This is a genomic window from Psychrobacillus sp. FSL K6-2843 (assembly GCF_038626375.1).
GTDB classification, from domain to species: Bacteria; Bacillota; Bacilli; order Bacillales_A; family Planococcaceae; genus Psychrobacillus; species Psychrobacillus faecigallinarum.
Window position 1 is genome coordinate 1,663,214 of record NZ_CP152021.1, and the last position, 12,703, is coordinate 1,675,916.

10 protein-coding genes and 1 tRNA gene are annotated in these 12,703 nt (G+C 38.4%); 9 read left to right on the top strand and 2 right to left on the bottom strand.

Translation table 11 applies throughout. The annotated features are described in order from the left end of the window. Window positions 1-83 precede the first annotated feature (83 nt). On the top strand, window positions 84-239 hold the full coding sequence (locus MKY94_RS08210) for a hypothetical protein (RefSeq protein ID WP_191963868.1): 156 nt from the start codon (window positions 84-86) through the stop codon (window positions 237-239). A gap of 257 nt (window positions 240-496) precedes the next feature. Here MKY94_RS08210 and MKY94_RS08215 read toward each other — a convergent pair. Further along, window positions 497-569, bottom strand: a tRNA-Val gene (locus MKY94_RS08215). Between the two features lie 175 nt (window positions 570-744). Here MKY94_RS08215 and MKY94_RS08220 point away from each other — a divergent pair. Then, window positions 745-1,800, top strand: coding sequence for a nitric oxide synthase oxygenase (locus tag MKY94_RS08220; protein WP_151110281.1), 1,056 nt, complete (start codon window positions 745-747; stop codon window positions 1,798-1,800). A 560-nt stretch (window positions 1,801-2,360) separates the two neighbouring features. Then, a complete protein-coding gene (locus tag MKY94_RS08225; RefSeq protein WP_342578444.1) occupies window positions 2,361-2,651 on the top strand; it encodes a hypothetical protein in 291 nt (96 codons plus the stop codon). Window positions 2,652-2,790: 139 nt separating this feature from the next. On the opposite strand, the gene MKY94_RS08230 is transcribed toward MKY94_RS08225, so the two are convergent. Beyond that, entirely contained in the window at window positions 2,791-3,990 is a 1,200-nt protein-coding gene (locus MKY94_RS08230) for an MFS transporter (RefSeq protein WP_151110279.1), read from the bottom strand. A 262-nt stretch (window positions 3,991-4,252) separates the two neighbouring features. Between MKY94_RS08230 and MKY94_RS08235 the strand changes: the two genes are divergently transcribed. The 6 genes from MKY94_RS08235 to mutL all read left to right on the top strand — a co-directional run bounded on the left by MKY94_RS08235 (window position 4,253) and on the right by mutL (window position 12,701). Next, on the top strand, window positions 4,253-5,044 hold the full coding sequence (locus MKY94_RS08235) for an ABC transporter ATP-binding protein (RefSeq protein ID WP_151110277.1): 792 nt from the start codon (window positions 4,253-4,255) through the stop codon (window positions 5,042-5,044). After that, window positions 5,041-6,678, top strand: coding sequence for a hypothetical protein (locus MKY94_RS08240; protein ID WP_151110275.1), 1,638 nt, complete (start codon window positions 5,041-5,043; stop codon window positions 6,676-6,678). The genes MKY94_RS08235 and MKY94_RS08240 overlap by 4 nt, the downstream gene beginning before the upstream one ends. Window position 6,679: 1 nt before the next feature. Then, window positions 6,680-7,237, top strand: coding sequence for a nucleotidyltransferase family protein (locus MKY94_RS08245; protein ID WP_151110273.1), 558 nt, complete (start codon window positions 6,680-6,682; stop codon window positions 7,235-7,237). Window positions 7,238-7,373: 136 nt separating this feature from the next. Beyond that, window positions 7,374-7,913, top strand: a complete 540-nt coding sequence (cotE, locus tag MKY94_RS08250) for an outer spore coat protein CotE (protein WP_144541801.1) — start codon at window positions 7,374-7,376, stop codon at window positions 7,911-7,913. Window positions 7,914-8,274: 361 nt separating this feature from the next. After that, the gene (gene mutS, locus MKY94_RS08255; protein ID WP_342578446.1) at window positions 8,275-10,854 is read left to right on the top strand and encodes a DNA mismatch repair protein MutS; all 2,580 of its coding nucleotides are present in this window, start codon (window positions 8,275-8,277) and stop codon (window positions 10,852-10,854) included. A gap of 23 nt (window positions 10,855-10,877) precedes the next feature. Continuing rightward, window positions 10,878-12,701 carry a DNA mismatch repair endonuclease MutL gene (gene mutL / locus MKY94_RS08260; RefSeq protein WP_342578447.1) on the top strand — a complete coding sequence of 608 codons (1,824 nt, stop codon included), beginning with the start codon at window positions 10,878-10,880 and terminating at the stop codon, window positions 12,699-12,701. The last annotated feature ends 2 nt before the right edge of the window (window positions 12,702-12,703 follow it).

The window sequence follows — 12,703 nt, forward strand, 5'->3', positions numbered from 1 at the left end:
GCAGCTTAGTTGAACAATGATAAACAACTACAAAGGAGTGAAAATATATGATTACTGCCTCTCTACTCATAGGAGGGTTTTTAATGCCTATCTTGTGTGTTATATTTTGTTTAAATTTGGTTTCTATATTGAAAAAGGTAAAACACGAAGAAAAAACTACAGTCAATACTTTTTGGCTTACAATATCGTTTACTCTGATTATGTGGAGCATTGCAATATTAGCGGCAGCAGGCAAGTAAAAAAGATACCAATATAAAATGAGCTTGGAGATACATCTTCCAGCTCATTTTTTATGTGCACTTTAAATTAGAAATTACCAAAGCAAAGATTTAAAAGGATTATATAATAATTTCCTCTTTATTGATAAGATTTACGGTAAATTCGTTAGAATTTTTGCACCAATTTTGCACCAAAGAAAAAAATGAAGGGATTATGCTCAGAAATAAAAAAAGTCACAAACCCTTATGTATCAATGGTTGTGACTGAATATTTCAGATGGTCCCGACTGGTCTCGAACCAGCGACCCCCACCTTGTCGAGGTGGTGCTCTCCCAACTGAGCTACAAGACCGGAATTTATAAAGTTAAATTGATTTTAACATATTCGAGAGTTGGCGGTATATAGTTTTTTTTCTGGTTCTTTTGAATGGGTGTCATAAAATCCTCACATATAAACCAAATGGGGTACTTGTTTGTGGCTGCTGACTTCCACTAAGATGGAAGAGATAGTGGGAGGGAATAAGATCATGTTAAATGAAGCGCAGGATTTTATGAGACTTTATTATTCAGAAACAGGTAAAGAGGAACAAGAGTTGGTTGCTCGCCTGAAAGAAATAGAAGAAGAGATTAATCGTGATGGTACTTACGTACATACAGCGGAAGAGTTGAATTTCGGTGCTAAAGTAGCTTGGCGCAATAGTAATAAATGTATAGGTCGTTTGTTTTGGCAAAGTCTAACGGTCATAGATAAGCGAGAGTTACATAAAGAAGAAGATATTTTAAAGAGCCTACTTGACCATATTCAATACGCTACAAACGAGGGAAGAATCAGGCCGACAATTTCGATTTTTTCTCCTAGTGATGTCCGTATTTGGAATCATCAGCTGATACGTTATGCAGGATATGAAACGGAGGTAGGGGTCATTGGAGACCCTGACTCTCTATCTTTTACGAAAGTATGTGAGGAGCTTGGGTGGAAAGGGAAGGGCACGAAATTTGATGTACTTCCACTAGTGATTCAAGTGAAGGATCAGCCTGCTAGATTTTTTGACATTCCTGAATCGTATATATTAGAGGTTTCCATTCGCCATCCAGAAATGGAGTGGTTTCAAGACCTACTGCTAAAATGGTATGCCGTTCCGATGATTTCCAACATGAAGCTAGAGATTGGTGGAATTAACTACTTAGCTGCTCCATTTAACGGCTGGTATATGGGTACAGAAATAGGAGCACGGAATCTTGCGGATGATTATCGTTATAACATGTTACCTAAGATAGCTGAGAAAATGGGACTGAACACTAAGTCAAACGCTTCACTTTGGAAGGATCGCGCATTAGTTGAGTTGAATGCTGCCGTTTTATATTCCTTTAAGGAGGATGGGGTCAGTATTGTTGATCATCATACTGCGGCACATCAGTTTAAAAAGTTCGAGGAAATAGAAAGAGATGCAGGTAGAGATGTCAGCGGAAACTGGACTTGGCTTATCCCACCTATGTCACCTGCTACTACACATATTTTCCATAAGCCCTATAACAATGAAAAGTTAACACCGAATTATTCCTATCAGCCAAATCCGTATTAATCATGGATTATTCAGGAATGGAAAGACCATCAATGATAAGATTGATGGTCTTTTGTTATTGGAGAAATTAGGGGGCATTTTGTTGTGTCAACAAATAAAGAAGAGGGTTATGAGATACAACTGTTGAATAAGTAGTTATAGGTAAGTTAATTTCATAAATAGCACTTTGCCAATTAAAAACGAACGTTTCTTACTTGTTCCTTATAGCGGAGGGTTGTAATAATGCATCAGAATGCTCGCGAAAACGATGGTGATCGTTTTCCGCTCACCTCACGGAATGCTTCAGCCTATAGCGGAAAATTATATTATTAGAAAAGAATAAATTTATTTATAGATTGTTCGATTTCAAATCAATAGGAATTATGAAAAGTACCATAAACAAAATTTTACTTTATGATGGGTTCATTAAAATTATTCATGAAGGAATGTGAAACAGATTTTCAGAGCAATGTTGAATTTGTAGAAAAGTATTTGAAAGCTAATATTGTAAGGCAGATCGTGAATAACAAAGTCTTCAAAATTAGCTACGACAATTCTAAAAGATAGATAGGAGTAGTAATATGACTAAAGATAAAATGAAGGGCTTTGTTAGTCTAGGGGCCTTATTAAGTATTTTCGGGTTAATAATGATATTTTCCAGTGTGCATTTTGGTACTTCCTTCGCGGATCATTGGCTTTCAAAAGAGGGAGGGGCAGATACAGAGATATACTTAATGAGAATCTCGGGCTATACAAATAATTTTTTAGCTACTGGGAGTATACTTTTGGGTATTGGCCTTGTCACAATTATGTATTTTTATTATAAAATAATAAATTATAATGAAAAAAACAATGAAAAATTTTCTATGTAACGTCTTGGTTTAACGAATAAATATAGCGATATATCGAGGTTTTCTTTATAAGTTACCCAAGTATTTTTAACTTTCTTCATTAAAAAATTTGAAGGGCATCATTCCATTAAGAAATGATGCCCTTCAATATACTCGTTTGTTAAGCCTCTGATACAAATCGATTTCTACCAGCATGCATTCCGGCAGAAAATAGGAGAATAGCAGTCACGATGAATAAAATCATAGGAGTATTCCAGCTTCCTGTCGTATCGTGAACAAAGCCAAAGAAGACAGGACCAATAGCAGCGAGTAAATATCCAATTGACTGGGCAACACCGGATAAGTCAGCAGCCTCCATTGGTGTTCTAGATCGAAGAGAGAAGAACATCATAACTAGCCCGAAGGATGCCCCGCCACCTAATCCTAGGAATACCATCCAGAGTATTGCAAGTGATAGACTTCCGTATAATAACCCTGTGAAACCAATTAAATAGCAAACTGTATACACTGCTACTAGAATTCGCTGATCCTTCATTCTACCTGCGAGTATCGGAATGAGAAAGGTCATTGGAAGCTGTGAGAATTGCATGATAGATAGCATCCAGCCTGACTTCTCTGCTTCCATTCCTTGTGTCTGCAATATTTCAGGAATCCATGCAGCAGTTGTGTAAAAAATAAGCGATTGGAAACCCATACATAAGGTAATTGACCATGTTAGTGGAGATTTTAAGATAGATTTAGCCTTCACTGGATTGGTGTCCGGTCCTTCTGTGACAAGCTGCTGCTTTTTCTTAATTTGTGGTATCCAAACTAAACAGGCAACGATAGCTAAAATAGACCAAAAACCAAGGGCTCCCTGCCATCCAAACGAAGTTCCTTCTGCGATAGGATAGCTAATGCCGGCACCGATGCCAGCTGATAGATTCATAGAAACCGTGAAAATACCTGTGAGTAACCCAATCTGTAATGGAAATTTTAGCTTGATGAAGCTAGGGATCAATACATTTGCAAATGCAATTGCTACTCCTACCAAGGCAGTTCCGAATAATAAGAAAAATGGAGTGCCGATGGAGCGGATTGCAATTCCTACGGCCAGTAGCAATATGGCAAGAAATAATGTCATCTCCATTCCCAACCGACGTGCTATTCTTGGAGCAAATGGGGAGATGATAGCAAAGGCAAGCAATGGGATAGTAGTGATAAACCCTGCTAATACATTAGAAATGTCCAAGCCATCCCTAATATAAGAAATAATTGGACCAACTGCAGTAAGTGGTGCCCGCAGTGTTGAGGAAATAAAAATTATCCCTATGATTAATAGGGCGATTGTTTTTTTATTAGATTCTGGAGTAGTCAACAATTCGAATTCTCTCCTTACACCTTCTGTACTTTCATTCTAGCAAATCCTACACTCTTTAACTGAAAAATTCAACAGTAATACAAATTAAATATTAGTAAGAAAATTGGATGTCAAACACTATTATCTATATGTTACACTATAAATGTAAATATTTTGAATAATTACATCCTATTATACTAGGAAACACTGAAATAGATAGATACAGAAGATAGTTCTTTTCATCACGTAACTACTATAGATATATAAATAAAGGGGGAGTTAGATGGAACCACAAAAAATTTTATCATTAGTAAATGTTTCCAAAAGCTTTGGGAACAAGCAGGTTCTAAGCGGGATAAACTTAGATGTCTACGAGGGACAGATCATCGGATATATTGGACCGAATGGAGCAGGTAAAAGTACTACAGTGAAGCTAATACTTGGTTTAATTGAAGGTTATTCAGGGATGATTGAGATTTTTGGGGAAAATATACACAAAAGTGATTATACATATAAAAAACGGATTGGCTATGTCCCAGAAACTGCGGAGCTTTATGAAAACCTGACAGCCTTTGAGTTTCTAATTTTTACTGGTGAAATGTATGGACTAACGAGCGAGAAAGCCGAGGAAAAAGCCTTTTCTCTCATGAAAGAATTTGGTCTAGAAGGTGCTTTTCATCAAAGGCTTTCCTCTTTTTCAAAAGGGATGAAGCAGAAGGTATTAATCATTTCTAGCCTGTTGCATGACCCTGATCTTTTGTTTTACGATGAGCCACTTAGTGGCTTAGATGCCAACAGTGTCATGGTTATTAAAGAGATTCTTGCAAAACTTGCTGAGCAAGGCAAAACAATTTTCTATTCCTCTCATATTATGGACGTCGTAGAAAAAATCAGTAATCGAATCGTGCTATTGGTGAACGGGGAGGTAGTAGCAGATGGAAGCTTTGAAGAGCTAAAACAGCAAAGTCAGGAGGGCTCACTGGAGGGGATTTTTAATCAATTGACTGGGTTTACTGAGCATGAAGAGATAGCAGAACGTTTTGTACAAACAGTAAGCGAGGGGAAAAGGCTATGAAGGATTTTGCATCGCTAAGAGTGCTAGATCGCTTTAGGACAGTTTTTCTCAAGCTGGATATTGATTATGACATGATGAGAAGGGTCTTGCAGCTTAAGCTGACGATGGATAGTCGTAGAATGCCTCCTATTTTCAATGGCTCTAAAGTAAAAAAAGATGGAAATCAATTTCTAAAATCTTTATGGATTTATGGACTTTTTGGACTTATCCTGTTGACCCCATTTCTTTTTTTAGGAAATAGCTTTCTTTTTTCTTTTACTATTATGTTCAGCACGCTGTTTCTTATCTTAATGACTTCTATGATTTCCGACTTTTCTGCAGTACTTTTAGATATCCGAGATAAGAATATCTTACAGCCGAAGCCAATTAGCAATAGAACGATCAATGCTGCTAAGACCATGCATATTTTGATTTATATTGTTTTATTGACCGGCTCTTTTGTTGCTATTCCATTGGTAGTTAGTATATTTAAGTTTGGTATACTGTTTGCACTTTTATTTTTGCTTGAAATTATTTTAATAAGTTGTTTGACGGTCATTTTTACAGCTTTTGTTTATCTATTTATCCTACGCTTCTTTAGTGGAGAATTCCTAAAGGATGTTATTAATTACGTTCAAATTTTCCTAGCGATTGGTATGACTGTCAGCTATCAGTTAATAGCACGCATATTTGACATCGTAAATTTAGATATTGGCTATAGCTTCGCATGGTGGCATTTGTTCCTCCCACCTTTTTGGTATGCTGCACCTTTGGAGCTGTTTTTTAATGGCAATGATGCTTTTTATACGATTGTTTTCAGCGTGCTTGCAATTATCATACCTATTTTTGCTGTTTTACTTTACGTGCGACTCATGCCTGCCTTTGAAAACTACCTAGCCAAATTACAGAGCGATTCAAATAGAAGAAAGAAAAAGGCTCGAAGATTGACTACCTTTTGGTCTAAGGTTTTGTGCAGAACGAGTGAAGAGAAGGTTTTTTATAGATTTTCCTCCATTATGTTAAAGGAAGAAAGGGAATTGAAGCTAAAAATTTATCCAATGCTAGGTTTTGCAGTTGTTTTCCCATTTATTATGCTTTTCAATAACTTGAGGTTTAGCAGTTATGAGGAAGTAGCGAGTGGAAATTCGTTTATGGTGATCTATTTTGCGCTAATCTTTGTTCCTTCGGTAATTCCAATGCTTGAGTTTTCTAACTACTATAAGGCCCATTGGATTTTTTACGTAGCACCGATTCCTACTAGAGCTACTGTATATAGTGCAACCTTGAAGGCTACTATTATAAACTATTTTATGCCTATATTAATTCCTTTAAGTATAGTTTTCCTTTGGATTTTTTCCTTTCGAATATGGTTGGACATAATCATAGCTTTGCTAGTTGCAGTAGGACTAACAATAGTTTCCTACTGGATATTCATCAAAGATCCTTTTCCATTTTCCAATACACCGAAGCAAGCTCAGGATAATTCGATGATTAAAGTGTTTGGGTCAATGTTTTTAGTTGGTGTCATGGCATTTGTTCATATGATAGTTACTATAGTTAGCCTCGAGTGGTTATACATTTTAGTGCTTATAATTAGTATTTCCATAGGATGGAAGCTGACTTTTTATAGTAGAAAACAGAAAGTAGATGCATAGAATGGATATTCAAACAGAGCAACAAATTACAGCTTTAATCGAGGCTGATGCTTGGATGATGGATTTATTGAGAGTTGTACAGAATTTGAAGCTTCCGGATTGGTGGATATGTGCTGGATTTGTACGCTCCAAAATATGGGATACATTGCATAATTATGACGCAAGAACTCCACTAGCAGATATTGATGTTATTTACTTTGACCCTAGTTGTCTAGATGAGGAAATGGAGAAAAGGATAGAGCAGAAGTTATTCGCTATCATGCCAGACATCCCTTGGTCAGTGAAAAATCAGGCGAGAATGCATGAAGTTAATAACCTCCCTCCTTATAAGTCTGCGACAGATGGAATAGCCAATTTTCCAGAAACGGTCACGGCTCTGGGCGTAAAACTAGAGGGGGATATGTTAATTATAACTGCTCCCCATGGAGTGTATGACGTCCTCCAGATGCATGTAAGACCAATTCCTAGATTTAATGCAAGCAGCGACCTTAAAGCGATTTATGAAAGACGTATGATGAATAAAAACTGGAAAGCTATATGGCCAAAGGTCGATGTATAACTAATGTCGAATACTCATGAGAAATGAAAAAATTTGTAGTTCTTTCCCTTTTTGTCTACACAACATCTTAAAACTGATGAACCGATTGGGCAAACGGTGCATATGATGTTATGACTTGAATACAAGGAGGAAGAACATGAAATATTTGCGACATATCGTGACGAAGGCAGTTGTTGCTAAAGGTAAGAAGAGAACGGAATCTTGTGAAACGCTTCGACCACCAAACACACCTTCTAGCATTTTAGGATGCTGGGTTATCAATCATACTTATCAATCCAAAAAACATGGGAAATTTGTAGAAGTAACAGGAAAATTTGATATCAATGTGTGGTATGCCCACCACGATCACTCCAAAACATCGGTATTTACTGAGACAGTGAACTATAAAGACCGCATCAAACTAAGCTTCAGAGATAAAGACTCTACTGGTGAAGAAGTGCATGTGCGTGTTATCCAGCAACCAAACTGCACAGAGGCTATCATTGTCAATGGTCAATTCCAAGTAACTGTAGAGAGAGAATTGCTTGCTGAGGTCGTTGGAGAAACAACTGTTTGTATACAAGTGTATGATGAAGACTTCGAGGAAGAATGGTCCTATGAAGATGAAAGCTCATCTAGTTCTTCTAGCTCTTCTTCCAGCTCATCTGAAGACTTCCACGATTCGTCCTCTCTTTAATAAGCCGGCGCAGTCCGGCTTTTTTTTATGGGGTAAAATAGTATATGTTTTTTCCTAATTGGTTGTAGAGACACATACGGAGATATGAAAGTGTAAGCTGTTGTCTAGCTCTGGCTTTATACTCAAGGTCATTTTGAATGAGGGGAATCCAACTGTAATAGCAAAGGTTAATACTTTTTAGGAGCGTAATAGCGGGAAGTTGAGTCCGAACTTGAGGAAGGTCAATGAAAGAGGATAACAGATGCGCCTCTTTAGTAATGTGTTTTTTCCAACATAAAACAAATAAAAGAGCTCGCATTATGTCTGCTTCATTTATTTAATTTGTTATAATAGGTTTAGTAACAATGAGAAGAGGTTAACAATGACTACAATAACTCCAATGATGCAACAATACTTAAAGATTAAAGAAGACTACATAGATGCTTTTTTGTTTTTTCGTCTCGGCGATTTTTATGAACTCTTTCATGATGATGCGATTAAAGCAGCATCTATTTTGGAAATTACTTTAACAAGCAGGAAGGACGGCATTCCGATGTGTGGGGTGCCACACCATGCAGCTCAGAGTTATATTGAAACCTTGATCACAAAAGGGTATAAGGTGGCAATCTGTGAGCAGGTGGAGGATCCGAAAGTAGCAAAAGGGGTGGTAAAACGAGAGGTTGTACAACTCGTGACTCCAGGCACTCTAATGGAAGGAAAGTCGCTACAAAATAAAACGAATTATTTTATTGCATCTGCTGATTTACTGTCTACAGATGAAATCGTCTTCTCTTATCTAGACGTATCTACTGGTGATGGGTTTACTACTATTATAAAAGGCGACGAAAAGGAAGTAGTTCAGCAGCTATTAGCATTGCAAGCAAAGGAACTGATTGTAAGCGAGCAAATGTATTTAGTAATCAATGAATTATCCTCGATTCACAATTTTGTACTGTCTATCGAGCAGGAGGAGCTGACAGATGAAGAAGCAGAAAAGTATGTCAAGGATCATCCGGTTACTACACATCGTACCGTCAAAAGATTACTAAAATACATACAAAAAACACAAAAGAGATCGCTTTTACACATTCAGCCCTTAACTTTCCAAGAAAGAGAAGCATTCCTAGCAATGGATTACCATTCCAAACGCAATCTAGAACTTGTATCTTCTATCCGGAATGGAGATCAAAAGGGAACATTATTATGGTTGCTCGATGAGACAGTTACAGCAATGGGTGGAAGAAAATTAAAACAATGGATTCATCAGCCACTTGCCACTAAGCAGGCGATTGAATCTCGACTTGATATCGTCACGAGCTTCTTAGATGATTTCATGCTTAGAGAGGAAATTAAAGAACTGTTTAAAGAGGTATACGACTTAGAGCGTTTGGTTGGAAGAATAGGATTTGGAAGTGCAGGGGGTAGAGATCTTGCCCAGCTAAGACAGTCTCTTTCTAAAATCCCGCAGATTAAACAGCTGTTATTAGAAACGCAGGACGAAACGTTACAGCGTTTGGGAAAAGCAATTGAGGATTGTCAGGATATATGGAGAAAACTTGCAGATGCAATTAGCGATCAACCACCGATTTCCGTGAAAGACGGAGGGGTTATTAAAAACGGCTATAACGAACGTTTAGACCAGCTTCGAGATGCTTCTGTTAACGGGAAAAAGTGGATAGCAGAGCTCGAGCAAAGAGAGCGTGAAATCACGGGAGCAAAAAATTTAAAAATAGGCTATAACAGAGTGTTTGGATATTATATCGAACTGACCAAATCGAATATCCATTATGCAGATGAATCTAGATATGTCCGGAAACAGACACTGGCAAATGCGGAACGGTACATAACGGACGAGCTGAAAGAGAAGGAATCTCTTATTCTATCTGCGGAGGACGAAAGCTTAGTGCTTGAATACGAACTTTTCACCGAGCTCCGAGAGGAAATTAAACATTATATTCCGCTTGTTCAAAAGCTGGCCAAACAAATTAGTGAGCTAGATGTGTATATTTCCTTTGCGGAAGTTGCCGAAAAACATCGTCTGACGAGACCTGTCTTTCATAATTCGAAAGCTATGATTATCAAAGAGGGCAGACATCCAGTTGTAGAGAAAATGATGAACAACCAATTATATGTACCTAATGACTGTGTGCTCACTGAAGAAGAAAATATGATGCTAATTACTGGACCTAATATGTCTGGTAAGAGTACCTTTATGAGGCAGGTGGCAATAACTGTCATTATGGCACAAATCGGTTGCTATGTTCCAGCTAAATCAGCAGAATTGCCGATAGTAGATAAAATATTTACACGAATCGGAGCTGCAGATGACCTTGCTGGTGGTCAAAGTACTTTTATGATTGAAATGATGGAATCGCAACATGCCATTGTCAATGCAACAAGCAATAGTCTTCTTCTATTTGATGAAATTGGTCGAGGAACGTCTACATATGACGGCATGAGCCTTGCACAGGCTATGATGGAGTATATTCATAATCAAATTGGGGCAAATACGTTATTTTCTACTCATTACCATGAGCTGACGGAGCTTGAGCAAACATTGTCCCATCTACGTAATGTTCATGTAGCTGCTACGGAGAAGGATGGTAAGGTCGTATTTCTTCATAAGCTACAGGATGGGCCAGCAGATAAAAGCTATGGTATTCATGTAGCAGAGCTTGCGATGCTTCCGGAAGGAATTATCTCAAGAGCTAGGGAAATCCTTGATACCTTCGAGCAGCAGGACAAAAAGGAATCAAAAAAGGAGAATGAGGCAATTACTCAGCTATCATTTTTTGATGAGTTGCCTACTCCATCAACTACTCCTAAAATAGTGGAAGCGAAAACATCAGACAACGAACTAACAGATAGAATAGTAAAAAGGCTTAAGAAGGTTAACATTTCGGGTACTACACCTTTAGAGGCTCTTCAATTATTATATGAACTGCAAAATGAGCTAGATTAAAACATAATAGGTGGTGAGCAACAATGGGAAAGATCGTCGTAATGGAAGAGCTTTTATCCAATAAAATAGCGGCGGGGGAAGTAGTGGAGCGTCCTGCCTCCGTCGTGAAGGAATTAGTGGAGAATGCCATTGATGCAGAAAGCACCTCCATTGAAATCATGCTACAAGAAGCAGGACTAGCAGAAATACAAGTAACCGACAACGGAAAAGGTATGGATGAAGAGGATGCCCTTCGTTCCTTTTCCAGACATGCCACTTCTAAAATAATGACTGAGCATGATTTGTTTCGTATTCGCACCCTAGGTTTTCGTGGGGAGGCACTTGCTAGTATTGCCTCTGTATCTAAAATCCTTCTATGGACATCGAATGGGGAAAACATCGGTACAAAGGTAGAATTAGAAGGCGGGAAGATTCAATCTTGTACCCCGGCTCCCATTCGCCGAGGGACTGATATCGTTGTGAAGCAGTTGTTCTTTAACACACCAGCACGACTTAAATATTTGAAAACTATTCAAACGGAGCTAGGTCATACTATCGATCTTATTAATAGGCTAGCACTTAGCTTTCCTAAAATAGCTTTTAAGCTTTCACACAACGACCAAACAATCCTACAAACTAGTGGCCGCGGAGATTTGAGACAGGTTCTTGCCTCTATCTACGGAGTGTCCAATGCTAGAAAAATGATTAAATTTGAGGCAGAGTCCTCTGATTTTAAAATTTCCGGATATGGTACGCTTCCAGAGATTACGAGAGCATCTAAAAACTATATGACGATTCTTGTCAATGGCCGTTGGGTAAAGCATTACGGGCTGAACAATGCAATTGTAGAGGCGTATCATACCTTACTCCCAATAGGTCGTTATCCGATTGTCGTATTGAACATAGAAACAGACCCAATGCTAACGGATGTTAATGTTCATCCCGCGAAGCATCAAGTCCGGCTGAGTAAGGAAAAGGAACTGATGGAGCTTGTGAAGAAGACCATCCGTTCTGTTATGCATCGCTCTCAGCAGCCGCCGGAGATTAAAGAAAAACCCGTAAGGCCAAAGCCACAGCCTAGCTACCAGTTTGACTTTTTTAAACAAACCTACGAGTCGGTAAAGCCTCCTCAGAATGAGGAGCAAGATACTACGACTCCTATAGCTACTTCTACTCCATTAGGCCCTGAAGACACCAATTGGGGAGGAACCCCTAAGGTCTATGAGGAATCGTCTCCTCTTACGGAAGAAGTATACCCAGAAGAAATCATAGAACAAAAAGAGCCGTTTCCAGATCTTCATGTGGTTGGTCAAATCCATGGTACATATATTGTGGCGCAAAGTGAGGATGGATTTTACTTGATTGACCAGCATGCGGCTCAAGAACGCGTCAAATACGAGTATTATAAAGAAAAGGTAGGAGAGGTTGATGCAACTGAGCGCCAAGCGCTTTTATTGCCACTCACATTCCACTACTCTTTAGATGAATCCTATCGTATTAAGGAATCTTTGGAGGAGCTACACAAAGTAGGGATATTCTTAGAGGAATTTGGTTCTTCCAGTTTTGTTGTCAGAGACCATCCAGCTTGGTTTCCTAAGGGGCATGAAACGAAAATTATCGAAGGACTGATCGAGCAAGTATTGACGAACCGAAAAACAGATATTAAAAAGCTTCGGGAAGAAGCTGCGATCATGATGAGCTGTAAGCTCTCGATTAAAGCAAACCATTATTTAACTTTACATGACATGGAGCAGTTGCTAGTCAGCCTTAAAAATGCAAAGCATCCACTGACTTGTCCGCACGGTAGACCAGTCATTGTCCATTTTTCTACGTATGAAATTGAAAAGATGTTCAAAAGAGTAATGTAGGA

Coding starts and splice junctions, on each gene's coding strand:
- MKY94_RS08210 (WP_191963868.1), top strand. CDS start 84: ATGCCTATCTTGTGTGTTATATTTTGTTTAAATTTGGTTTCTATATTG.
- MKY94_RS08220 (WP_151110281.1), top strand. CDS start 745: ATGTTAAATGAAGCGCAGGATTTTATGAGACTTTATTATTCAGAAACA.
- MKY94_RS08225 (WP_342578444.1), top strand. CDS start 2,361: ATGACTAAAGATAAAATGAAGGGCTTTGTTAGTCTAGGGGCCTTATTA.
- MKY94_RS08235 (WP_151110277.1), top strand. CDS start 4,253: ATGGAACCACAAAAAATTTTATCATTAGTAAATGTTTCCAAAAGCTTT.
- MKY94_RS08240 (WP_151110275.1), top strand. CDS start 5,041: ATGAAGGATTTTGCATCGCTAAGAGTGCTAGATCGCTTTAGGACAGTT.
- MKY94_RS08245 (WP_151110273.1), top strand. CDS start 6,680: ATGGATATTCAAACAGAGCAACAAATTACAGCTTTAATCGAGGCTGAT.
- cotE (WP_144541801.1), top strand. CDS start 7,374: ATGAAATATTTGCGACATATCGTGACGAAGGCAGTTGTTGCTAAAGGT.
- mutS (WP_342578446.1), top strand. CDS start 8,275: ATGACTACAATAACTCCAATGATGCAACAATACTTAAAGATTAAAGAA.
- mutL (WP_342578447.1), top strand. CDS start 10,878: ATGGGAAAGATCGTCGTAATGGAAGAGCTTTTATCCAATAAAATAGCG.